The 22,110-nt window shown below is 67.5% G+C and carries 21 protein-coding genes; 4 read left to right on the top strand and 17 right to left on the bottom strand.

From position 1 onward, the window contains the following. Positions 1-81: 81 nt before the first annotated feature. The 8 genes from ACJJV6_RS15295 to ACJJV6_RS15260 form a co-directional block, all read right to left on the bottom strand. Positions 82-534 (bottom strand): helix-turn-helix domain-containing protein, encoded by a 453-nt coding sequence (locus ACJJV6_RS15295; RefSeq protein ID WP_035753213.1) that lies wholly within the window; start codon positions 532-534, stop codon positions 82-84. 201 nt (positions 535-735) lie between these two features. Beyond that, positions 736-1,215: a CinA family protein gene (locus tag ACJJV6_RS15290; RefSeq protein ID WP_407709352.1), complete on the bottom strand. Its 480-nt coding sequence runs from the start codon at positions 1,213-1,215 to the stop codon at positions 736-738. Next, a complete protein-coding gene (pgsA, locus tag ACJJV6_RS15285; RefSeq protein ID WP_009358658.1) occupies positions 1,212-1,856 on the bottom strand; it encodes a CDP-diacylglycerol--glycerol-3-phosphate 3-phosphatidyltransferase in 645 nt (214 codons plus the stop codon). The genes ACJJV6_RS15290 and pgsA overlap by 4 nt, the downstream gene beginning before the upstream one ends. Positions 1,857-1,878: 22 nt before the next feature. Further along, complete coding sequence (locus ACJJV6_RS15280; protein ID WP_407709351.1) at positions 1,879-4,779, bottom strand: DNA translocase FtsK; 2,901 nt, start codon at positions 4,777-4,779, stop codon at positions 1,879-1,881. Positions 4,780-4,947: 168 nt separating this feature from the next. Then, complete coding sequence (locus ACJJV6_RS15275; RefSeq protein ID WP_354175560.1) at positions 4,948-6,639, bottom strand: ribonuclease J; 1,692 nt, start codon at positions 6,637-6,639, stop codon at positions 4,948-4,950. 41 nt (positions 6,640-6,680) lie between these two features. Continuing rightward, positions 6,681-7,589: a 4-hydroxy-tetrahydrodipicolinate synthase gene (gene dapA / locus ACJJV6_RS15270; protein ID WP_407709350.1), complete on the bottom strand. Its 909-nt coding sequence runs from the start codon at positions 7,587-7,589 to the stop codon at positions 6,681-6,683. Between the two features lie 58 nt (positions 7,590-7,647). Further along, the gene (locus ACJJV6_RS15265; protein ID WP_009359490.1) at positions 7,648-8,460 is read right to left on the bottom strand and encodes a carbon-nitrogen hydrolase family protein; all 813 of its coding nucleotides are present in this window, start codon (positions 8,458-8,460) and stop codon (positions 7,648-7,650) included. A 39-nt stretch (positions 8,461-8,499) separates the two neighbouring features. After that, positions 8,500-8,844, bottom strand: a complete 345-nt coding sequence (locus ACJJV6_RS15260) for a hypothetical protein (protein ID WP_235047095.1) — start codon at positions 8,842-8,844, stop codon at positions 8,500-8,502. 148 nt (positions 8,845-8,992) lie between these two features. Here ACJJV6_RS15260 and ACJJV6_RS15255 point away from each other — a divergent pair, with 148 nt between their 5' ends. Beyond that, positions 8,993-10,228 carry a heparan-alpha-glucosaminide N-acetyltransferase domain-containing protein gene (locus tag ACJJV6_RS15255; RefSeq protein ID WP_407709349.1) on the top strand — a complete coding sequence of 412 codons (1,236 nt, stop codon included), beginning with the start codon at positions 8,993-8,995 and terminating at the stop codon, positions 10,226-10,228. Positions 10,229-10,268: 40 nt separating this feature from the next. On the opposite strand, the gene ACJJV6_RS15250 is transcribed toward ACJJV6_RS15255, so the two are convergent. The 7 genes from ACJJV6_RS15250 to ACJJV6_RS15220 form a co-directional block, all read right to left on the bottom strand. After that, positions 10,269-10,751, bottom strand: a complete 483-nt coding sequence (locus ACJJV6_RS15250; RefSeq protein WP_009359493.1) for a hypothetical protein — start codon at positions 10,749-10,751, stop codon at positions 10,269-10,271. A gap of 2 nt (positions 10,752-10,753) precedes the next feature. Continuing rightward, a complete protein-coding gene (gene dapB, locus ACJJV6_RS15245) occupies positions 10,754-11,524 on the bottom strand; it encodes a 4-hydroxy-tetrahydrodipicolinate reductase (protein ID WP_354175558.1) in 771 nt (256 codons plus the stop codon). Positions 11,525-11,664: 140 nt separating this feature from the next. After that, positions 11,665-12,153, bottom strand: coding sequence for a molybdenum cofactor biosynthesis protein MoaE (locus ACJJV6_RS15240; RefSeq protein WP_009359495.1), 489 nt, complete (start codon positions 12,151-12,153; stop codon positions 11,665-11,667). After that, on the bottom strand, positions 12,143-12,673 hold the full coding sequence (locus tag ACJJV6_RS15235) for a MogA/MoaB family molybdenum cofactor biosynthesis protein (protein ID WP_009359496.1): 531 nt from the start codon (positions 12,671-12,673) through the stop codon (positions 12,143-12,145). The genes ACJJV6_RS15240 and ACJJV6_RS15235 overlap by 11 nt, the downstream gene beginning before the upstream one ends. Continuing rightward, a complete protein-coding gene (moaC, locus tag ACJJV6_RS15230; protein WP_035753881.1) occupies positions 12,670-13,164 on the bottom strand; it encodes a cyclic pyranopterin monophosphate synthase MoaC in 495 nt (164 codons plus the stop codon). Before moaC ends, ACJJV6_RS15235 begins: the two co-directional genes overlap by 4 nt. Next, positions 13,152-14,393 carry a gephyrin-like molybdotransferase Glp gene (glp, locus tag ACJJV6_RS15225; protein WP_009359498.1) on the bottom strand — a complete coding sequence of 414 codons (1,242 nt, stop codon included), beginning with the start codon at positions 14,391-14,393 and terminating at the stop codon, positions 13,152-13,154. The genes moaC and glp overlap by 13 nt, the downstream gene beginning before the upstream one ends. Before the next feature lie 23 nt (positions 14,394-14,416). Continuing rightward, entirely contained in the window at positions 14,417-15,835 is a 1,419-nt protein-coding gene (locus tag ACJJV6_RS15220) for a molybdopterin-dependent oxidoreductase (protein WP_407710514.1), read from the bottom strand. Positions 15,836-16,150: 315 nt separating this feature from the next. On the opposite strand from ACJJV6_RS15220, the gene moaA reads away from it, so the two are divergent. The 3 genes from moaA (at position 16,151) to ACJJV6_RS15205 (ending at position 19,814) form a co-directional block, all read left to right on the top strand. Beyond that, on the top strand, positions 16,151-17,275 hold the full coding sequence (gene moaA / locus ACJJV6_RS15215) for a GTP 3',8-cyclase MoaA (RefSeq protein WP_354175556.1): 1,125 nt from the start codon (positions 16,151-16,153) through the stop codon (positions 17,273-17,275). A 7-nt stretch (positions 17,276-17,282) separates the two neighbouring features. Further along, positions 17,283-17,549, top strand: a complete 267-nt coding sequence (locus ACJJV6_RS15210; protein ID WP_009359691.1) for a MoaD/ThiS family protein — start codon at positions 17,283-17,285, stop codon at positions 17,547-17,549. Positions 17,550-17,834: 285 nt separating this feature from the next. Continuing rightward, positions 17,835-19,814 (top strand): DUF222 domain-containing protein, encoded by a 1,980-nt coding sequence (locus tag ACJJV6_RS15205; protein ID WP_407709348.1) that lies wholly within the window; start codon positions 17,835-17,837, stop codon positions 19,812-19,814. 62 nt (positions 19,815-19,876) lie between these two features. Here ACJJV6_RS15205 and ACJJV6_RS15200 read toward each other — a convergent pair whose 3' ends face one another. After that, positions 19,877-20,569 (bottom strand): hypothetical protein, encoded by a 693-nt coding sequence (locus ACJJV6_RS15200; RefSeq protein ID WP_407709347.1) that lies wholly within the window; start codon positions 20,567-20,569, stop codon positions 19,877-19,879. Positions 20,570-20,657: 88 nt separating this feature from the next. Continuing rightward, entirely contained in the window at positions 20,658-22,001 is a 1,344-nt protein-coding gene (locus tag ACJJV6_RS15195) for a M16 family metallopeptidase (RefSeq protein WP_407709346.1), read from the bottom strand. Between the last annotated feature and the right edge of the window lie 109 nt (positions 22,002-22,110).

Here is a 22,110-nt window from a genome sequence, read left to right as displayed (position 1 = left end):
CGGGTTGAACGACGGAAGCCCCCGGCCGGTGGCCGGGGGCTTCGCAACGTTCCAGGACCCGCCAACGGGTGGGGGCTGCCCTTAGCGGGCGCCGGAGAGCAGGCCGTCGGAAAGTTCGCCGTTGAGTTCAGTGTCGAGGTCGCGCTCAAGGTCGCGGCCGTAACGCTGCGAGAATTCCTGCGGAACGGTGTCCGGAACGGTGACGCCCTCGGCTACTGCAACGCGGTCGCTGACCTCCCGGAGCATGCTGGACAACGGAACATCCAGTGCCGAGCAGATCGAGGACAACAGTTCCGACGACGCTTCCTTCTGGCCGCGCTCCACTTCGCTGAGGTACCCAAGGGAGACACGGGCGCTGTGCGAAACTTCACGGAGCGTACGCCCCTGACGCTGGCGGACATCGCGCAGGACATCACCGATTTCGTGACGAAGTACAACCATCTTGCGCTCCTTCTGTTCGCTCTTAGCCTGATCGGCGAGGCCCACATCCTTCCAGCGGACAACGCCGTTTACGGATACGGGCTGCTTTACCATCTGTATCGCCTTGCTCCCTCATTGGTCCGGTCCGCCCTGAAGCGAACCGTTGTGGTCATTTCATCCTAGGCGCCTCCGCTCTTCGGAAGCGACACAATGTAATAACTAATCGGTACCGGCTTTTGTTCCCCGTAACTTTACGTCCGGTAACTTGCTCCGTTCCGGGGCCAGGGGCAGGAGCCGGGAGGTCGGCCTGCCGGCTCAGCCGGACAGGGCTTCCAGGAGCCGTTCGAGGGCCGCCCCGCACGCCAGTCCGCGGATTTCCGCCCGGTTCCCCTCGAACGAATACTCAAAGGCGGATGTTCCGGCGGCAGTAGCAACGCCCACGTACACGGTGCCCACCGGCTTGCCGTCATGTCCTTCCGGCCCGGCAACCCCGGTTGTGGCAAGGCCCACATGGGCGTCCAGTACGGTCCGTGCACCGTCGGCCATGGCGCGGGCCACGTCCCCGTCCACTGAACCGGCGCGGGCCAGCAGGTCGGACGGGACCTTGAGGACGGACTCCTTGACCGAGTTCTGGTAGGCGACCACTCCCCCTTGGAGCATCCCGGAGGCGCCCGGGGTGTCCGCAAGCACTGCCGTCACCATACCCGCCGTCAGGGACTCCGCGGTGGCTACCGTCCGCCCCGCTTCGAGCGCCTGCCGGACTGCCTGCGCGGCGAGGTGGTGGAGGTTGGTCATGGCTGCTCCTGTCCAAGGTTGGCGCGGGCCTGCTTCTTGCCCCGGGCCCGGAGGCGGAGGGCTTGAACGACATACTCGACGCCGGTCCAGACCGTGATGGCCACGGCTGCCATCATCACGGCGAACGCCACCCAGGCCAGCCAGGGCGCGAAGGCTCCCAGCGGAAGGAGGTAGAGGAAGATGGCGGCGGTCTGCACCACGGTCTTCAGCTTGCCGCCGCGCGAGGCCGGGATGACGCCGTAGCGGATCACGAAGAAGCGAAGCCCCGTGATTCCCCACTCCCGGACCAGGATTACGATCGTTGCCCACCAGGGCAGCTCGCCGAGGAGGGACAGCATGACCAGCGCCGAGCCGGTGAGGAGTTTGTCGGCGATGGGATCGGCAATCTTGCCGAAATCGGTGACGAGGTTCCGGCTCCTGGCGATGTCGCCGTCGAGCTTGTCTGTGTAGATCGCGACGGCGAAGGCCAGCACCGCGGCCCATCGCCAGAGCCCGGACTCGCTGCGAAGTCCCGGGGCGTCGGCAACCAGGAACCAGACGAAGAACGGCACCAGCGCGATGCGGATCATGGTCAGGACGTTGGGAAGGTTCCAGACCCCGGCACGGCCTGGGCCGGCGGCGGTTGCATCGGTGCTAGTCACTTGTCTAGGCTACAGTCCCCGGCTAGCGCCCGGTGAGGGACCAGGCGTCTTCGGACCCGTCCTCGTCATCGCCGTAGCCGCCCGGCGCGGTATCTGAGCCGTCGTAATATTCAACGTTCTGCTTCCGCTGGTCCAGGTCCGCGGCCACGAGGTCCTCGGCGTAGCCGCCCTGCGCGATGTTCGCGTTGGCGTTGTCACTGAGGGCAGCCGTCTGGGAGTCTGCCGCGGCGGGGGTCTCCTGGCCCTTCAGGGCAGCGAGGACGGCAGCGAGGTCGTCCGGCTTCACCAGGACGTCTCGGGCCTTGGAGCCTTCGGACGGGCCCACCACTCCCCTGGATTCCAGCAGGTCCATGAGCCGGCCCGCCTTCGCGAACCCGACGCGCAGCTTGCGCTGCAGCATGGACGTGGAGCCGAACTGCGTGGTGACCACGAGTTCGGTAGCCTGCAGCAGGACCTCGAGGTCGTCCCCGATGTCGTCGTCGATCTGCTTCTTTTCCGCTTCGGGGGCAACGTCGTCGCGGTACACGGCCTGGAGCTGTGTCTTGACATGCTCCACCACCTTGTGGATCTCGGACTCGGTGACCCAGGCGCCCTGGACGCGCATGGCCTTGGAGGCGCCCATGGGCAGGAAGAGCGCGTCGCCCTGGCCGATGAGCTTCTCCGCGCCCGGCTGGTCCAGGACCACGCGGGAGTCCGTGACGGACGAGGTTGCGAAGGCCATGCGGGAGGGCACGTTGGCCTTGATCAGGCCGGTCACCACGTCCACCGACGGGCGCTGGGTGGCCAGCACCAGGTGGATGCCGGCGGCGCGGGCCAGCTGGGTGATGCGGACGATCGAGTCTTCCACGTCCCGCGGTGCCACCATCATGAGGTCCGCGAGTTCGTCGACGATCACCAGCAGATAGGGGTAGGGCCGGATGACGCGCTTGGAGTCGGGCGGCGGCTGGACCTTGCCCGCCCGGACGGCCTTGTTGAAGTCGTCGATGTGCTTGAACCCGTAGTTGGCGAGGTCGTCGTAGCGGGCGTCCATTTCACGTACCACCCATTGGAGCGCCTCGGCGGCCTTCTTCGGGTTGGTGATGATGGGGGTGATGAGGTGGGGTACGCCTTCGTAGGCGGTCAGTTCCACGCGCTTGGGGTCCACCATCACCATGCGGACCTCGTCCGGGGTGGCCCGCATGAGGATGGACGTGATCATGGAGTTCACGAAGGACGACTTACCGGCACCGGTGGCGCCTGCCACCAGCAGGTGGGGCATTTTCGCAAGGTTGGCCACCACGTAGCCGCCCTCCACGTCCTTGCCCACGCCCATCACCATGGGGTGGTCGGTGCGCCGGGCGTTCTGGCTGCGCAGGACATCGCCGAGGGACACGGTTTCACGGTCCGTGTTGGGAATCTCGATGCCGATGGCGGACTTGCCTGGAATGGGGCTCAGGATCCGCACGTCGCTGGAGGCGACTGCGTAGGAGATGTTCTTGGACAGGGCGGTGACCCGCTCCACCTTGGTGCCGGGCGCCAGCTCGATCTCGTAGCGGGTGACGGTGGGGCCGCGGCTGAAGCCGGTAACGGTGGCGTCCACGTTGAACTGCTGGAGGGTGTCGGTGAGGGCTGCGACGACGGCGTCATTGGCTTCCGTGCGCTCCTTGGGAATGGAGCCGGGCGTGAGGAAGTCCGACGCCGGCAGCGTGTACGTCACGTCGCCGGCCAGGGACAGCTGTTCCGTGCGCTGCGGAATCGGGGTGGGTGGCGGCGCAGGTGCCACCGGGGTGGAGGGAACCTGGGGCGGGTTCGCCGGCGCCGGCCCGGCGCCGGCGGCCATGCCGGGGGTGATCATCGGGATGGCTTCGGTGGCGTCTGCCGGTGCCGCGGCACCGGCGGCGCCCAGTCCCTGGGCGGCCTTGATCTTCTCGACGGCCATCTCGGCCTGGGTGGGCCGGCGGACGCCGGGGGCGGGACGCGGAGCCGGGGAATCGCCCTCGTCGTCGTCGATCACGGCATGCTCGAACGCTTCGTCGCCCACATAGCCGTCCAGGCCGGCGTCGGGCTCCTCGTCCTTGCCGAAGAGCCGCCGTTTCTTCTTCTTGGGCGCGGCCGGCGCCGTGCGCTCCAGGTAGCTGCGGTCGTGCTTGTCCTGCTGGTCCTGGTCCATCAGGTCGATGCCCATGAGGTGCTCATAGGCACCGCGCAGCCGCCGCGGGATGGCGGTGAAAGGCGTGGCGGTGATGATCAGCAGAGAGACGAATGCCAGGAGGCCGTAAAGGACCAGCGGCACGGCGGGGTGGATGGCTGCCAGCGGGGTGGCCGCCAGGAAACCCAGCATGCCGCCTGCCTGGCGCAGGCCGTCGAAGCCCTGCGCCACTGTCGGCTGGCCGCCCAGGATGTGCGCAAGCCCGCAGCCGGCGAAGGTCATGATGAGGAAGCCGATGCCCACCCTGTTGTTGCCGCGGCCGTCGGTGGGCTGGCGGAAGAGCCTGAACGCACACACGAACAGCATCAGCGGGAGCAGCAGGGACATCCAGCCGAAGGTGCCGTTGACCACGGCATACACGGCGTCCGGGAACCAGCCGGTCAGGCCCCACCAGGCAAACGTGGCGATGAAGATGCCGAGGGCGAGGTTGAACAGGGCTGCGCCGTCACGCCGCTCCTCGGCGGGGAGGTCGCTGACGTCGTGGCCGATCCGGCGCACTCCCCCGCCTACCAGGTGGCCCAGGCCGAGCCAGGCGCCCCCCACCACCCGCAGCAGCCATGGCTGGTGGTGTTCGACGGCGGGGAGTTGCCGGGTGCGGGCCGTGCTGGTGGAGCCTCCGCCCCGGCCGGACTTGGAAGCGGCCGAGCCGGAACCGCGGCCGGTGGAACTGCCGGATTTACTGCTGGAGCTGCCCCTGGCTGTTCCACTGCGCGCGGAAGTAGTACGTGTGGCCATAGTAGCCACGCTACCGGAACAAGGCCGGTTTTCCGGGGATATCAGGGCCCGGCAGGCCATGCCTGCCGGGGACGCCACAGGGCCCGGTTCGTTGAACCGGGCCCTGTGGGCAATGACGTGGACGGACATGTCCGGTGGCGCGGCGGGCTGCCGCCATGCCCGGGCCGATCAGGCCTCGAGCACCACCGGGATGATCATGGGACGGCGGCGGAGCTTGCGGTTGACCCACGTGCCCACGACCCGGCGGACCACCTGCTGGAGCTGGTGAGTGGTGTGGTCGGCGTGGTTGAGGACCGCTTCCTCCAAGGCACTGTTGATCTTGGGGATGATGTCGTCGAACACGGAGTCGTCCTCGGCAACGCCGCGGGCGTGGATTTCCGGCCCGGACACCACCTTGCCCGTGGCCCGGTGGATCACGGTGATGATCGAGATGAAGCCTTCGTCGCCCAGAATCCGCCGGTCCTTGAGGTCGGCGTCCGTAATTTCGCCAACGCTGGAACCGTCCACGTAGACGAAGCCGACTTCCACCTGGCCCACGACATCCGCCCGGTGGTCCTTGAGGTCCACCACGGTGCCGTTGTCCGCGAGGATGACGCTGGCTTCCGGGACGCCGGACTCGATCGCGATCTTGCCGTTGGCCAGCAGGTGCCGGGTCTCGCCGTGCACGGGCATGGCGTTGAGCGGCTCAAGGATGTTGTAGCAGTAGAGCAGCTCACCGGCCGCGGCATGCCCGGAGACGTGGACTTTGGCATTGCCCTTGTGGATCACGTCGGCGCCCAGCTTGAGGAGGCCGTTGATGATCCGGAACACGGCGTTCTCGTTGCCCGGGATCAGGCTGGAGGCCAGGATGACGGTGTCGCCGTCCCCCACCACAACGCGGTGGTCGCCGTTGGCCATCCGGGACAGGGCAGCCATGGGCTCGCCCTGGGAGCCGGTGGACATGAGCACCACGCGGTTGTCCGGGAGGTTGTCGATGTTCTTGATGTCCACGATCAGGCCGGCCGGCACATCCAGGTACCCGAGCTTCTCGGCGATGGCCATGTTGCGCACCATGGACCTGCCCACGAAGGCGACCTTGCGGTTGTGCTTTGCCGCCGCGTCCAGGACCTGCTGGACCCGGTGGACGTGGGAGGAGAAGGATGCCACGATGATCCGCTTGCTGGCCTGGGCGAAGAGCCGTTCCAGCGTGGGGCCGATTTCCTTTTCCGCGGTGGTGAAGCCGGGGATGTCCGCATTGGTGGAGTCGGACATGAACAGGTCCACACCCTCTTCGCCGAGCTTGGCGAAGTGGCGGAGGTCGGTGATGCGGCCGTCCAGCGGGAGCTGGTCCATCTTGAAGTCGCCGGTGTGCAGGACGGTGCCGCCGGCGGTGCGGATGAACACGGCCAGGGCATCCGGGATGGAGTGGTTGACGGCAACGAATTCGCACTCGAACGGCCCGAATTTCTCCACCTGGCCTTCCTCCACCGTGAGGGTGTAAGGCCGGATGCGGTGCTCCTGGAGCTTCGCCTCGATCAGGGCGAGGGTCAGCTGCGAACCCACCAGCGGAATGTCGCTCCGCCGCTTCAGCAGGTACGGGACAGCGCCGATGTGGTCCTCGTGGCCGTGGGTGAGGACAACGGCCACAATATCGTCCAGCCGGTCCTCGATATACGAGAAGTCGGGCAGGATGAGGTCAACGCCAGGCTGGGTTTCCTCCGGGAAGAGGACTCCGCAGTCCACGACCAGCAGCTTGCCGTCGATTTCGAACACGGCCATGTTCCGGCCGATCTCCCCCAGGCCGCCGAGCGGAACAATCCGCAGCGTACCCGCAGGCAGGCGGGGAGGGGTGACAAGGCCGGTTAGGGCGGTTTGGGTCATATTGCACTACTTTCCAGGTGGAAGGGTGCCGGTCTTCACCTTCAGGAGTAGACCAGCCCGGCTTCCGCCAAATCCCCGCGGATGATTTCGATCTCGGCTTCGTCCGGCTCCACGAGGGGCAAACGGACAATCGAGTTGGGCAGGACTCCCTGCCATTTAAGAATCTGTTTGGCCGCCACGGCACCCTGGACCCGGGTCATGGTGGCACGGACTACCGGCTGGAGCTCGAAGTTGATCTTCCGGGCGGTGCCGAGGTCGTTGGCGTTGACGGCGTCGATGAGTTCGCGGAACCGGCGGGTTGCCACGTGCGTGGTGACGCCCACCAGGCCGACGGCGCCCAGCGCCATCCAGGGCAGGGTCAGTCCGTCGTCGCCGGAGTAGAAGAGGAGGTCCGTTTCGGCCATGACGCGGGTGGCGGCGACGAGGTCGGCCTTGGCGTCCTTCACGGCCACGATGTTGGGGTGCTGCGCCAGGCGGATCATGGTGTCCGGCTCGATCGCGATGGAGGAGCGGCCCGGGATGTCGTACAGCATCACGGGCACGTCGACGGCGGAGGCGATGGTTTCGAAGTGGGCGCGCACGCCTGCCTGGCTGGGCTTGTTGTAGTACGGGGTGACCAGCAGGAGGCCGTCGACGCCGAGGGCTGCGGCCTGCTGGGAAAGGTGCACCGAGTGCGCGGTGTCGTTGGTTCCGGTGCCGGCAATGATGGCCGCACGTCCGCCCACGGCTTCCTTGACGGCGCGGAACATGCCGAGGTTCTCTTCGTCCGTGAGGGTGGACGTCTCGCCGGTGGTTCCGGTGACCACCAGGCCGTCGCAGCCGTCGTCCACCAGTTTTGTGGCCAGCTTAGCCGCCTGCTCGTAGTCCACTGCGCCGTCCTTGGTGAACGGCGTGACCATCGCGGTCAGGAGGGTACCGAGGGCAGGGATGTGCGCGGAAGAGTCAGCCATGGAAAAAACGTTACCCTGTCCCCCGCTGGTTAGGACAATGCCACGGGCGTGATGCACGTCAAATGTCGCGCCGCCCGCCGCCGGATACCGGTCCACCGTGCCGGTAGCGCAGGAGGGTGCTGCGCTGCAGGAGGCCGGCGACCACCTCCGTCCGGTTTCCTGCAGCACGCTTCAGCGGCATCCCGTCCGGGCTCCAGATTCCGCTCAGCCCGCACGACTCACCGATTGGCGTTCTGCCGCCGAGGTTGGCCAGCAGCGTGAACATCCGGTGATCCATCGCGCGCGCCCCGAGGTGGAGGTCGAGCCGGCGCTCCTCGCCGCGGGTGTACAGTCCGGAGACGCAGTAGGCGTCCGCTCCCCCGGCGGCGGCAGCACCTGCATGCTCCGGAACCGCGGCGTCAAAGCACAGCGCGAGGGCAATCCGCCAGCCGTCGAGGACCATGACGTGCGGCCCGACCCCGGGCTCGAACAGCTCCTTTTCGTGGCCATGCAGGTGGGACTTGAAGGCACGCTCCGTACTGCCGTCCGGATGCAGTACCAGCGAGGCAAGGCGGGGCGAACCGTCCGCATCCCGGCACGGGGCACCGACCACGGCCGTGATTCCGGTCCGCCTGCAGATTTCCCGGAGGGGGCGGAGCCGCGCGTCGGCGGGATCAATCCACGATTCGTCCAGGGAGAGCAGGTCCAGGCGGTAGCCGGTCAGCGACAGTTCCGGAAACAGGACCAACCGGGCACCGTGCGCGTCGGCATCCTCAATGAGCCGCACATGCTGGACCGCATTGTCTGCCACGCCCTCGACGGCCTCGTACTGGACGGTGGCCACAGTCAGGGTCCCGGCAGGTTCACTGGAGACAGATGGCAGCCCGGTCACTTTTCCATCCTAGGCGCGGGCCGGGACCTGCGCCCGGGCTTAATCCGCAGGGGACCCGCAATAGCGTCCCACGGCAGCCTGCCGAAGGCCCTCCGCCCAGGAGGCAAGCCGCTGGGCTGCCCGGACGTAGTGGAACAATTCCAGGGGCGTGAGTGCGTCGATGTCAGTCTCGGCGAGGCGGCGGGCCAGTTCGGCCCCCTCCGGCTGGCTGGAAAGGCTGATGCCTTCCTGTTCCCACTGGACATCTTCGGCCGGCCGGCCGGCGACCAGTTGCCGGAAGAGGAAATCCACCACTCCCGGGCTCATGGCCTTGAGGACGCCGGCAGAACCGGGCCCGACGCCATTCCGCCCGTCTCCTGGGATACCGCGTGCTGGGGTTTGCATGCCGCCTATCTTATTCGAACATATATTCGAATACAAGGATCCGTACCAGCCGGTCCTTGAAACCCCGGCAGACCAGTGCGTACCGCGGCAACCGATGTGCGCTGACACTTGACAGGCCGTTCAAAGGCAGGTGTGAGACGATCGGCTCATGACGTCCCGCAGCCCGGCCAAAGCCTCCCGGAAGACCCGGGGCGTCTCCGTTCCCGCACGGCTCTACGGCATTGACGCGGCCCGCGGGCTGGCACTGCTGGGAATGATGGCCACGCACCTGCTGCCCACTTTCGAGTCGAACGCTGACCTCACGCCCACGTGGATCGGCCTGACATTTTCGGGCCGGGCCGCCGCGTTGTTCGCGGTGCTGGCCGGGGTGGGGCTCGCCCTGTCCACCGGAAAGCACCAGCCCCTGGACGGCAGCGGGCTCTCTGCCGCCCGCCGCGGCATTGCCCTGCGCGCCCTGGTGATTGCCGCCGTCGGACTCACGCTCGGCGGAGTGGAAGTAAACCTGGCGATCATCCTGGTCCACTACGCCGTGCTGTTCCTTTGTGTCCTGCCGTTCCTGGGCCTCCGGCTGAAACACCTTTGCGCCTGGGCCGCGGGCTGGATCCTGGCGTCCCCCGTGTTGGCCTACCTCCTGCGGCCCTGGCTGCTCGCCGCAGAACCGCCGCTGAGCCTGGGCCACAACCCGAAATGGGAAGACCTCGGCACGCCAGGCCGGCTGCTGGCGGACCTGTTCTTCACCGGCTACTACCCGGTGTTCCAGTGGCTTTCCTACCTGCTGGTGGGACTGGTGGTCGGCCGGCTCATGCTCCACAAGGCCCTGGTTCCGGTAGTGCTCCTGGTGCTGGGGTCGGCAGTGGCCGTGGCAGCCAAGGCCCTGGGCGTGACCGCGATGGAAAGCTGGGGCGGGCGTGCCGCACTTGAGCAGGTCCTCAACTCGCCCGGCTACCCGCTGGACAGCGTCCTCCAGGTGAACCTGACCGGCATTCCGCAGGAAGGATCGTGGTGGTGGCTGGCGTCCGCTGCGCCGCACTCGGGAACCACGCTGGACCTGCTGCACACGTCAGCCGTAGCGGTGGCCGTCATCGGCGCCTGCCTGCTGCTGGGGCGGCTGGCCGAATGGGTTGACCTGGACCTGCTGCTTCCGCTGCGCGGGCCAGGCGCCATGACACTGACGCTGTACACGGTGCACGTCTGGGTGGTGTCCGGGTTCTACCTCAAGCCGCTGCCGGCCGGCTGGACGGAGGACGGCATGTACTTTGCGCACGCGGCCGTGGCCATCATTGTCGGCGTGGTGTTTGCGGTGTTGAAATGGCGCGGTCCACTGGAATGGCTGGGCCACACGGCGAGCCAGGCCGGCCGGGGCGAGCTCAAGGCCCTCCGCTGACCCAGGCTTCCCCCGGCCGCCCCCGCCGCTACCCAGGCTGCTAGGAAGCCGGGACCTTGCCGCGGAACAGCCGGACGGCGTCGCGCATGGATGCCCGGGCTCGCTTGCGGTCACCGGCGGCGTCGTAGGCGCAGCTCAGCCGGAACCAGGAGCGCCAGTCATCAGGTGCGGCTTCAGCCTCGGCCCGGTACTTTTCAAACTCGGCGTCGGCTGCCGCCCGGACGATCCGGCCGCCGGGCGTGCGGGGCAGTTCGTCCACGGGGAGGCCCCCCTCAGCCTCCAGCACCTTTGCCATCTGCTCCGTGCGGGCGCCAAACAGCAGTTCCCGGATCAGGGCCCAGGCGCCGATCACGGGCAGCACCAGGTACGCGGCGCCGATCGCCTGGGCCGCCAGGTTGCTGTCCGTCAGGAGCAGGATGGAACGCTGGAAGGACACCACCAGATAAAAGACCAGCAGCAGGGTCACCGCACCCACCCAGATCTTGGTGCGGTTCTTCCGGAAGGCCGCCAGGAACCCGCCCATGGCTAGATTCCCAGATCCAGGTAGCCGTCCAGGCCCACGGTGAGGCCGGGGTGGGATGCCACGTTCCGCACGCCCAGGAGGACGCCGGGCATGAAGGAGGCGCGGTCGTAGGAATCGTGCCTGAAGGTCAGCTGCTCACCGGGACCGCCCAGCAGGACTTCCTGGTGCGCCACCAGCCCGCGCAGCCGCACGCTGTGCACCCGCACGCCATCCACCTCGCAGCCCCTGGCGCCGGCCAATTCGCTGGTAGTGGCGTCCGGGCTGGGCGGAACCTCGGCGGCGCTGCGTTCCGCGGCGATCAGTTGCGCAGTGCGGACGGCAGTACCGGAGGGCGCATCCACCTTGTCCGGGTGGTGCAGTTCGATGATCTCCACGGATTCGAAGTACTTTGAGGCCTTCGCGGCGAACGCCGAGGCGAGTACCGAGCCCACGGCAAAGTTGGGGGCGATGAGCACACCGGTGTCCGGGTGCTCGGCCAGCAGCGCCTCCAGCGCGGAGAGGCGGCCGGCGTCCCAGCCCGTGGTGCCCACCACGGCGTGGATCCCGTGTTCGACGGCGAACCGGACGTTTGCCTCGGTGCTTTCCGGCACTGTCAGGTCCACCAGGTACTGCGCTCCGGCGGCGGTGACCTGGTCCAGGGAATCGCCCCGCCCCAAGGCTGCGACGAGCTTCATGTCGGGTGCGGCTTCAACGGCTTTCACGGCTTCGGCGCCCATGCGTCCGTTGGCGCCGAGGACGGCCACCAGCTTGGGATCGGAGTGTTGTTGGGTCATGCCTTAACCCTACCGGTGGGCCTGCCGGGGCAAGGAACCGGAGGGTGTGCGTTACCTCGCAGGAAGCGGGCACCAACGGTCACGCCAAGTCACGGTGTCCGTGACTTAATCGATTGCTTTTTTTCAGGACCCTCCCGGCGTCAGGCGCCGGCGCCGACCCATTCCACCGTACCGTCGGAGAAGAACTGTTCCTTCCAGATGGGCACCTGCTCCTTGATGCGGTCCACCAGTTCCGAACACACGGCGAAGGCCTGGCCGCGGTGGGCGGCGGAGACTGCACAGACCAAGGCGGGGTCGCCGATTTCGAGCATGCCGATCCGGTGGGCGGCCCAGATGCGGACGGGCTGAGCCGCCGCGTCTCCGGTGGCGGCGTTCCCGGTTGTGCCGGACGCCGCGTTCTGCTCGGCAACCAGGCGCGCAACGACGTCGGACATCACCTGGTGTGCCGTGGGGTGCGCACTGTAGCTGAGGCGGTTGACCTGCTTCCCGCCGTCGTGGTTGCGCACGACGCCGCTGAAGCTCACCACGGCGCCCGCGGTATCGCTCTCCACGGCAGCAATCGCCTGGTCTACGGAGATGGGTTCCGCGCTCAGGACAGCGGAAACCACCTCGAATGCTTCAGTGCCCATGTCCGCCTTCCAGCTGGTCGCAGAGGTGTCCGATCACCGGGTCCAGGACGGCGAGTCCGTCCATGACCCCTTTTGGTGAGCCGGGGAGATTAACAATAAACGTACTCTTGGCCGCGCCGGCATATCCGCGGCCCAGGGCCGCCAGTGGAGTCTTCGCGGCGCCGGCGCGCCTGATCGCTTCCATGATTCCGGGGATTTCGCGGTCCAGCAGGGGAAGCGTGACTTCGGGGGTCCGGTCGTCCGGGCTCAGGCCCGTTCCGCCGCTGGTGATGACGACGGCGGGGCGCTGGGTCAGGAGGGCGCGGATGGCGGCGCCCACGGGCTCGCCGTCCGGGACCACCATGGCGGGGAACACCTCGAAGCCGTGTTCGGTCAGCCAGTCGGTGATCACGGGGCCGGTTTCGTCGTCGTAGATCCCGGCGGCAGCCCGCGTGGACGCGATGACCACACCGGCTTTCCGGCCCTGGACCTCGCCGTGCCGGTGCGGTTCAGGGGCACTGTGCGTGGCATGGATGGTCACAGGGCCCAGTCTCCGCTCTTGCCGCCGCTCTTGGCGAGCACCTTGATGTCAGTGAGGACGGCGTGCTTGTCCACGGCCTTGATCATGTCGTACACGCTCAGGGCGGCCACGGAAGCTGCCGTGAGCGCCTCCATCTCGACGCCGGTGACCCCGCGTGTCTTCACGGTGGCCACGATGATGACGGACTCGGCGGCCAGTTCAAAGTCCACCGTCACCTTGGACAACGGCAGCGGATGGCACAGCGGAACCAGTTCCGGCGTCTTTTTGGCGGCCATGATCCCGGCAACCCTCGCCACGGCCAGGGCATCACCCTTGGGAAGTCCGCCGGAGCCGAGGAGGCCCATCACCTCCGCCGTGGTGTTGACGGTTGCGGTGGCCGTGGCCTCTCGGGTGGTCTCTGCTTTGGTGGAGACGTCCACCATCTGGGCGCTGCCGTCCTGGCGCAGATGCGTCAGGGCGCCGGGGGTCTGTTCTGCATTCACAGCATCCATACTTCCACCTCATCCCCGGTGCCGAGGGCGGCTACGCCTTCGGGCACATGCACCAGCACATTCGATCCGGCCAGGGCGTGCATCAGGTGCGAGCTTTCGCCGCCTTCGAGCTGCACCGTTCCATCCGGCCGGAGCCTGCCGCGCCGCACCTGGTGTTTGTGTTCGGGGGACGTGAGCGGGTGCCCCAGGCGGGCCCGGACCGGCAGCCGGGCGGCCGGGGCGCCGAGCAGCTGCGAGAGGGCGGGGCGGAGGAACATCTCGAAGGAGACCAGGCAGCTCACGGGGTTGCCGGGAAAGCCGAGGAACGGGGTGCCTTCGAAGGTGCCGATCCCCTGCGGGCCGCCGGGCTGCATCGCCACGTGCAGGAATTCCACCGGCTGGTCCGCCATTGCCTGCCGGACCACCTCATAAGCGCCCTGGCTCACCCCGCCGGTGGTGACGATCAGGTCTGCCCCGGCACCCTGGCTCCGCAGCAGGGTGCGCAGTTCTTCGGGGTTGTCCGTTGAGATACCTGCCCGCAGGACCCGCAGCCCCGCCTGGGTCATGGCGGCTTCCAGGAGGGTGCCGTTGGAGTCGTAGATCTTGCCGGCCGGAAGATCGCGGCCCGGCTCCACAACCTCGTCCCCGGTGGTGACCAGCAGGACGGCGGGCGCCTGGTACACGGTGACCTCGGGGAGGCCGAGGGCGGCCAGCAGTCCCAGCTGGGCAGGGCCGAGGAAGGTGCCGGCGGCCAGTGCCTGCTCCCCCGCTGCGATATCGCTTCCTGCCACGCGAACGTAGGTGCCGGGGGCGGCGGCAGGCAGCTTCACCCGCGCCGCATCGCCCGCCGGAAGGAAGTGGTCCGGGCTGGCCCGTTCGATGGGTACGACGGCGTCGGCGCCTTCAGGGATCATCGCCCCTGTCATGATGGGCGCCGCGGTTCCGGCTTCCAGGGTTGCCGCGCCGGCGCCCGCCGGAACGGGAGCCGCGACGCGCAGGTCCGTGCCGCCGTCGGGCACGTCGCTGGAGCGGATGGCGTAACCGTCCATCTGGGAGTTGGCGAACGGCGGGAGGCTGACGGGTGCCGTGACGTCCTCCACGAGGCCGCGCCCGAGGGCGCTGGACAGAGGGAGGAGTTCAGTACGGGCGGAGCCGCGTAAGGGGCGAAGGAGTTCCGTGACGGCTGCCAGGTGGCTGGCGGTGGACCGGGCCCGGCCCTTCTGGTGGCCGTGCGGGTTCGTGCTGGTCATGGAGGTGCCTTCGGTTGTGGCCGTCAGGATTTCACGTCCACTCTAACCGTGTGGAAACCGGTGGCCCCGTCCGGCGCCACAGGCCGCTGCTCCTCGTCCTGGCTTGCGCCGCGCAGATCCGTTGCACGCACCTGCACCTCGTACTGCCCTGGAGTCAGGTCAACGTCCAGCGTCCACTGGTACCAGGTGTCCACCGAGATGCCCGGTGCGAGCCGGGCTTCCCGCCATGGGCCACGGTTGACGCGGAGCTCCACTTTCCCAATGCCGGTGTGCTGGGCCCAGGCGACGCCACCGAACGTGATGGTCCCGGCCGGCACAGACCGACCACCGCGCGGCACGTCGATCCGGGACGAGGTCTTGATGGGTCCCCGCTCTGACCAGCCGCGCGGGGTCCAGTAGGCGGCGTCGTCGGCAAACCTGGTGACTTTGAGTTCGGTGACCCATTTGGTGGCCGAGACGTATCCGTAGAGCCCCGGCACCACCAGCCGGACAGGAAATCCGTGTTCCAGTGGCAGGGGCTCGCCGTTCATGCCGACGGCCAGCAGCGCGTCCCGGTTGTCCGTCAGGACTTCCAGCGGGGTGCCGGCGGTCCAGCCGTCCGCGCTGCGGGAAAGCACCATATCCGCTTCGGCGCGGGGTCCGGCCTGGCCGAGCAGCTCGCGGACGGGCCAGCCCAACCAGCGCGCGTTGCCGATCAGATCACCGCCCACCGGGTTGGAGACGCAGGCGATGGTCACGTGCCGCTCGATGAGGGGCTTGGCCAGAAGTGACGCGAAGTCCAGCTCCACCTCGCGCTCGACCATTCCGGTGACCCTCAGGACCCATGTGTCCGGATTAACCGCCGGCACGGACAACGCCGTATCGATGCGGTAAAAGTCCCGGTTGGGAGTCACCAGGGGCTGCATCCCTTCCACTCCGGCTTCGGCTCCGGCGGGTATGGCCGGGGCATGCGATGCCGCTCCCGGCAGCCTCAGCCGCTCCCGGGCGTCATTCACTCCCGCCGTAGCGCCGCGCCAGGCCCCGGCAAGGATTCCGCCCGCCGCCGTGGCAAGCGCACCGCCTGCAAGGGTCCGCAGGAACCTGCGGCGCGCGCTGCCATCCGTTGTTCCAGTTTCGGCCGCCGCCTCAAGCCTGCGGATCAGGAACCGCAGCAGTACGGCTGCGAGGACAGCGGTCACCACCGGCAAGGCAAATGCTGCGGGCGTCACCTGCGCCCTCGTCAAAACCGCGGCCACTCCCACCAGGCCGAAGACCGCGACAATTGCCACGCCGGCAAAGCGCCGCCGGACCTCGAGGTCCCCTGCCATCCCGGCGAGGACGGCGATCACCAGGCCCATGCCAACAAGGAGTGCGGCCTTGTCCGCTGTGCCGAACAAGGCGACCGCCCAGTCCTTGACGCCGGGCGGGACAGCATCGATGACGGCGCCGCCAACAGCAGTCATCGGCGAGAGCGAGGGGCTCAGCAGTCCCGCCAGGAGTTCCCCCAGCACCACAGCTGCCCCGACAGCAACCACGCCGGCGGCGGCGGCCAAGCGGCGGCGCTGGCGTTCGTTGGACGGCTGCTCCACGTCCGCAGCCGCGGGACCGCCACGGCCCGTGCCACCGTCGTGCGCTGCCTGCTGCTGCCGGGAACTGTCCACACGTCCAGCATAGGTTTGCGCGTGGCTGGAAGCGCCGGTGCGTTCCGGATTGGTCGGCTCGGCACCGGGGGTGGACACGAATGTGATCTACAGCCCATCGTGGCGTAGCCTGATTTCATGAGTGTCCAGCTAGGAATGCCGCAGCCGCGGGAGGATGCCGGGCTGTCCGTACCGGCAGCCCGTCCTGCCGGCGCGGGTGCCGGGCTGGTGGACCGCTACGGCCGCCGTGCCACAGATATGCGGCTGTCCCTGACAGACAAGTGCAACCTGCGCTGCACGTACTGCATGCCTGCAGAGGGCCTCGAATGGCTCGCGAAACAGGCGGTCATGTCTGCGGAGGAAATTGTCCGGATTGTCCGGATTGGCGTGGAGCAGTTGGGCGTCCGCGAACTCCGGCTGACCGGCGGTGAGCCGCTGGTGCGGCACGACCTGGTGGACATCATCGCGGAGCTGCGGCGGAACCATCCCGACCTGCCGATTTCCATGACCACCAACGGAGTGGGGCTCGCCAGGAAGGCAGCGCCCCTCAAGGCCGCCGGACTGACCCGGATCAACGTGTCCCTGGACTCGCTGCACGAGGAAACATTCACCAAGCTGACCCGCCGCCCGTTCCTGGACCAGGTCCTGGCCGGTGTGGACGCGGCGTGGGCGGCCGGACTTGGTCCGGTCAAACTCAACGCGGTCCTCATGCGCGGCATCAACGACGCCGAAGCCCCGTCGCTGCTCGCGTGGGCGCTGGGGCGCGGTTACGAGCTGCGGTTCATTGAGCAGATGCCGCTGGACGCCGACCACGGCTGGACCCGCCGCAACATGATCACCGCGGCCGAGATCCGGGAGCTGCTGTCCACCGATTTCGTCCTCACCCCCGATCCGCGGGCCCGTGACGGTGCCCCCGCCGAACGCTTTGAAGTACGACGCCGGGTGGCCGGGTCTGATGCCGCTCCTGCGGACGGGCCCGTGCTGGGGACAGTCGGCATCATCGCTTCGGTGACGGAGCCCTTCTGCTCGGACTGCCGCAGGACCCGCATCACGGCCGAAGGCAAGATCATGAGCTGCCTGTTCTCACGCGAGGAATTCGACCTCCTGGGCCTCCTGCGGTCCGGCGCCAGCGACGACGACCTCGCACGCCGCTGGCAGGACGCCATGTGGCTCAAGCCAAAGGCCCACGGCATGGACCACGTGGGACTGGACGCTCCGGACTTCGTCCAGCCGGACCGCAGCATGAGCGCCATCGGGGGCTGACACTTTCATGAAAGTACGCTACTTCGCTGCCGCACGTGCAGCCGCAGGCCTCGAGGAAGAGAAGTTCGACCTTCCAGAGGGCACCACGGTGGCCGGGCTCCTGGACGCCGTGCTGGGCGTGGAACGACCCGAGCCTCCTGCCGGCACTCCTCCCCTCCCCCGCGTCCTCTCGCGGAGCAGCTTCCTGCTCAATGAGGTGGCGGTGCGCGACCAGTCAACCATTGTGGGACCCGATGATGTGGTTGACGTGCTCCCTCCGTTCGCTGGCGGGTAAAGCCCTCACCGCGCCGTATTACCGTAGCTGCCGGTTTGCGCAACGGCACGATTTTCTGTGGCGGCGCGATTCTCCTGGCGACTCGAGGCATAAGCCCCATGGAGTGCCGGCGGCCAGAATGTCAGTGCCTCCGGCGGTGATTCCTGTATGGGAAACGGCGGAGGCACCGGAGTTGACGGGACAGCGCTGTTTCCTGCCGTCGCGGCTGCCGGCACTGGGCAGGCAGAGGCTTCCGGAACTTCTTCTACAGCAGGAAATGTCAGACCCTCCCACGATGATTTAGGCATGGGAAACAGCACGGTCATAGCAGCACCGATGGAGGGTGTTTTTGCCACCATGGCTGCCCTGAATGCGCTGTTCCTTGAAGAGGAAGCACTCGCGGCTGCTTCGGCGGGAGCCGATGGCGGCGCCGGCGTTGATCTTCTGGACCGGCTCTACCGGGTCCGGTTGGAGCGGCTGGGCTTGGAATCCAAGCTTGAGGCACAGACCACCGCGCTCAAGGCCAGGGACGCTACCCAGTGCCTTGACCTGCAGCAGGCCATGACCCCACCCGACGCCTCCACCCAGGACCGCACGTATGCGGAAATATCAACAGTGGAAGAAATCGCCGGGGTCCTCACCATCAGCTCCGGAGCAGCAGGGGCGTTCATCACCCAGGCCCGGCAAGTCTGTTCCCTCCCATCCGTGTACGAGGCCCTGTCCACCGGGTCGTTGTCCTGGCAGGGCGCCAGGATCATCGCCGACGAAACCGAGGCCCTGGACCATCCCGCCGCCGTGGCCCTCGCGGACCACTTCCTGGACCCGGACGCGCCGAACCCTGCCCGCGGCTGCCCCGCCACAAACCTTGTACCGTCCCGGCTGCGGGCCAAGGTCCGCGCCTGGCGCGAACGCCACCACCCCGAATCCATCGAAAAACGCCACACCAAATCCGCAGCCGACCGGCGGGTCGAATTCACCCCCGACCGCGACGGCATGGCCTGGTTCGCGATCTATATGCGGGCAGACTGCGCGTTGGCGGCCTGGAACAAAACTACAGCCATCGCCCGCGGCCTCCAGGGCCCCAACGAAACCCGCACTCTTTCCCAAATCAGGGCCGACGAAGTCGCCCGACGCCTCCTCGCCCCCGCCCAAGCCACAACTACCACCACAGACGCCGTCACCGGCAGCAGGCCCAACAGCAGCACCCCCGCACGCAGCGGGGACACGGAAGGCGATGAGGTTCAAGGTGTTGCGGAGCACCAGTTCCCTGCTGAATTCCTCGGGCTTGCCACCCTCGTCGGATCCGACGAACCAGCAGCGGACCTCGGCATCCCCCACAACACTCCCTTCGGAACCAACGATCACATCGGCGCAACCAACAGCCCAGGAACCAAAGACACCAGCACACGCGAAGCGGGAACCAGCACCACCACCGCGTTCTCTGGCGCAACCAGCCCCGAAGCCGGGAAAGTCCCCACACCCCGCACCGACGTGCTGGTCACTGTCCCCGTGTTCGCCCTGCTCGGCCTGACCGACGAACCGGCCACCCTCGACGGCTACGGCCCCATCCCCGCGTCCATGGCCCGCAAACTCCTCACCGACGGAGCAGAGTCCTTCACCCGAGTCCTCATCGACCCCCGCGACGGCACCCCACTCGAAATCGGCCGCACCAGCTACCGGCTCACCAAAGCCATGCGACAAGCACTCACCCTTCGGGACGGCAAATGCACCTTCCCCAGCTGCAACAACAACGCACTCGACAACGAAGCCGACCACCTCACAGCCTGGCAACACGGCGGCACCACCGGCATCAGCAACCTGGCACAACTCTGCCCAAAGCACCACCGTCTGAAGCACAACAGCGGCTGGAAACCCACCCCAGCAACGAAAACGGCACCACCCGGCTGGACCTCACCCACCGGCCGCACTTACCCCGCCGAACAACCCGACCGGGGACCAACCATCTGGCCAGGCAACGTCCTGGTCCAGGAACTGAACACCGTGCCGCACCTAAAGGGACAAACTGGAGCAGATGACTCCCCCGCCGAGGCATGGTGCCCTCCGGAATGGCTGGAATCAGCACCACCCTGTGCCAAACCACCATGGGAAGAACCGCCCTGTGAAGAACCGGGGGACGACAACCTCATCGACGCCGACGACATCGCACCCTACGACCCCGCATGGGACGACTTCTACGCCATGCCCATCGTCCTCCCACCGGACCCAGAAAAGGACATGGCCCTGGAAAACTGGGACTTGAAAACCCGTGTTCCGGTCGTGATGTGATCCCGTACGGGCGTGAACCAGGGCCCCTCGCTAATCACGAGCGTCCTGGCGACTTGCGGCCGTCAGGCCCGCATGAACGCTGAGGTCATGAACGGGGTGTAAGCCGATCCTGTGCCATCAGCGCCGGCATTTTCGGCGCTCCCGCCGGACTGCGTCCTGGAAGGCGCACGCGACCGAAGCTCCGTCACATGGATCAGCACATCGCCGTCGAGGCGCACGGAGTGGCGGGTCCAGCCGGCACTGCCATGGCGCTCGACCCGAAGGACGCCACCTCGCCAGGTGCAGCGGTCTGGAACCCCCGGCACCGGGTCCGTGGTGTCGGCGTGGTACCAGAGAACATCGGGGTGGTCGGGATCAACCGTGAACATTCCGTGGCCTTCGAAGTGCGTCCCGTCCGGCTCACGGTGGCTGTAGGTTTGCACAACGCCGAAGCCACTGGCCACCCGCCGGTAGGTGACTTCAGCCTCCACGGTACGCTCCGGCCCCCAGGGGCCGGCAGCCAGGCGCGTGCTCCCCCGCCAGTGGCCGAGGAGACCGCGCAGGGCAGGGTGGTCAGCGGGATGGACACCAGAAGGAGGGACCCCGACGGCCTCCCGGGCATCGGCATAGCTGCCGGCGGCACTGATGTCAGCAGGGTTGATGCCAGCAGCGTTGATCTCGGCAGGATTGATCTCGGCAGGGTTGATGCCGGCAGGGTTGAAGCCGCCGGAATCGTCACGGCCGATGTTGTCCGTACCCGGCAGGGGTCCGTCCACGCCCCTCACCCCTCACCGCAAGGCGTCAGCCCTCTGCCGACGTCGAATGCGCCCATCCTATGCCCGGGCCCGAATGTGGCGGCAGGGGTCAGAGCCCGAAGGTTTCCGTCTCCTCGAAGGGGCCGACAACTGTCACGGTCCGCGGTGCGGCGGCAAGTTCGGCTGCAAGGTCCTGGACCTGCTCGGCGGTGACGGCCTTGATGAGGCGAAGGGTTTCGTCAATGTCCTGGTATTCCCCGGAAACCAGTTCGGCGCGGCCCAGCCGGGACATCCGTGAACCGGTGTCCTCCAGGGCCAGGACAATGCCGCCGCCCAGCTGTCCTACCGCCTTGCGGAGCTCCTCGTCGGAGATGCCGTGTTCGGCGAGCTTGTCCAGCTCGACACCCAGCAGGTCCAGCACCTGCCGGACCTTCGACGGGGTGCACCCGGCGTACATGCCGAAATAGCCGGCATCGGCGTAGGAGGAAGCGAAGGAGTACGTGGAGTACACCAGTCCCCTCTTCTCCCGGATCTCCTGGAAGAGCCGGGAGGACATGCCCCCGCCCAGCACAGCGTTGAGGACGCTCATGACGTAGCGGCGCTCGTCCGTGGCAACAATGGTGGGGCAGCCCATGATGATGTTGGCCTGCTCTACGGCGCGCTTGACCACATGCAGCCCCGCGGTGCCTGTGATGAGCGAGGGCTCCGTGGAGCGCCGCTTGACCGGTGAAGCGTTGGACTCCAGGGACCACCCGGCCGATTCCAGTGCGCTGATGACGAGGTCGCACACCACGTCATGCTCCAGGCCACCCGCAGCCGTGATCACCAGTTCGTCCGGCCGGTAGTAGCGTCGGTAGTGCTCCCACACAGAGTCACGGGCCACAGCCTTGATCGCGGCAGGCGTTCCGCCGATGGGACGGCCCAGGGGGTGGCTGCCGAGAACGGCGGCCACAAAGTGCTCGTGGGCCACGTCCGTGGGATCGTCGCTGTCCATCGCGATCTCTTCGAGGATGACGTCCCGTTCCTGCTCCATCTCGGTGGGATCGATGACCGCACCGGTGATCATGTCCGCGATCACGTCGATGGCCATAGGCAGGTCCGTATCGAGCACCCGGGCAAAGTAGCAGGTGCTTTCCTTGGCGGTGGCGGCGTTTGATTCCCCGCCCACCTCGTCAAATGCTGACGCGATCTCCAGGGCAGTGCGGCGTTTGGTTCCCTTGAACAGCAGGTGCTCAAGGAAGTGGGTGGACCCGTGCTGGCCCGGGGCCTCGTCCCGGGAACCGACGCCCACCCAGAAACCGATCGTGGCTGACCGCTGCCCCGGCATGGCCTCCGTCAGCACCCGCACTCCACCGGGCAGCACGGAACGCCGGACTTCGGAGCCGCCGTCGGAACCGTGGACCAGGGTATTGCCGGGGTGGTTCTGCTCAAGAGGCAGGGGTACAACAGTCATTGAGGCCTTTCAAGACGGGCAGCCGGATCTGGCTGCCATCGTAACAGCGGCGGGGCCGGTGGATCATCCACCGGCCCCGCCGATTCATTGCTTCTGCCGGAAACCGGAG

Source organism: Arthrobacter nitrophenolicus (genome assembly GCF_045833485.1).
In the GTDB taxonomy this organism is placed as follows: Bacteria; Actinomycetota; Actinomycetes; order Actinomycetales; family Micrococcaceae; genus Arthrobacter; species Arthrobacter nitrophenolicus.
The sequence above is the reverse complement of the archived record's forward strand: the minus strand, read 5'-3'. Positions and strand labels throughout refer to the sequence as shown.

Bases quoted from the DNA above. Each gene is read 5' to 3' on its own strand.
- ACJJV6_RS15295 (WP_035753213.1), bottom strand. From the start codon at position 534: ATGGTAAAGCAGCCCGTATCCGTAAACGGCGTTGTCCGCTGGAAGGAT.
- ACJJV6_RS15290 (WP_407709352.1), bottom strand. From the start codon at position 1,215: ATGACCAACCTCCACCACCTCGCCGCGCAGGCAGTCCGGCAGGCGCTC.
- ACJJV6_RS15280 (WP_407709351.1), bottom strand. From the start codon at position 4,779: ATGGCCACACGTACTACTTCCGCGCGCAGTGGAACAGCCAGGGGCAGC.
- ACJJV6_RS15275 (WP_354175560.1), bottom strand. From the start codon at position 6,639: ATGACCCAAACCGCCCTAACCGGCCTTGTCACCCCTCCCCGCCTGCCT.
- dapA (WP_407709350.1), bottom strand. From the start codon at position 7,589: ATGGCTGACTCTTCCGCGCACATCCCTGCCCTCGGTACCCTCCTGACC.
- ACJJV6_RS15260 (WP_235047095.1), bottom strand. From the start codon at position 8,844: ATGCAAACCCCAGCACGCGGTATCCCAGGAGACGGGCGGAATGGCGTC.
- ACJJV6_RS15255 (WP_407709349.1), top strand. From the start codon at position 8,993: ATGACGTCCCGCAGCCCGGCCAAAGCCTCCCGGAAGACCCGGGGCGTC.
- ACJJV6_RS15250 (WP_009359493.1), bottom strand. From the start codon at position 10,751: ATGGGCGGGTTCCTGGCGGCCTTCCGGAAGAACCGCACCAAGATCTGG.
- dapB (WP_354175558.1), bottom strand. From the start codon at position 11,524: ATGACCCAACAACACTCCGATCCCAAGCTGGTGGCCGTCCTCGGCGCC.
- ACJJV6_RS15240 (WP_009359495.1), bottom strand. From the start codon at position 12,153: ATGGGCACTGAAGCATTCGAGGTGGTTTCCGCTGTCCTGAGCGCGGAA.
- moaC (WP_035753881.1), bottom strand. From the start codon at position 13,164: ATGGATGCTGTGAATGCAGAACAGACCCCCGGCGCCCTGACGCATCTG.
- glp (WP_009359498.1), bottom strand. From the start codon at position 14,393: ATGACCAGCACGAACCCGCACGGCCACCAGAAGGGCCGGGCCCGGTCC.
- ACJJV6_RS15220 (WP_407710514.1), bottom strand. From the start codon at position 15,835: ATGACTGCTGTTGGCGGCGCCGTCATCGATGCTGTCCCGCCCGGCGTC.
- moaA (WP_354175556.1), top strand. From the start codon at position 16,151: ATGAGTGTCCAGCTAGGAATGCCGCAGCCGCGGGAGGATGCCGGGCTG.
- ACJJV6_RS15210 (WP_009359691.1), top strand. From the start codon at position 17,283: ATGAAAGTACGCTACTTCGCTGCCGCACGTGCAGCCGCAGGCCTCGAG.
- ACJJV6_RS15205 (WP_407709348.1), top strand. From the start codon at position 17,835: ATGGGAAACAGCACGGTCATAGCAGCACCGATGGAGGGTGTTTTTGCC.
- ACJJV6_RS15195 (WP_407709346.1), bottom strand. From the start codon at position 22,001: ATGACTGTTGTACCCCTGCCTCTTGAGCAGAACCACCCCGGCAATACC.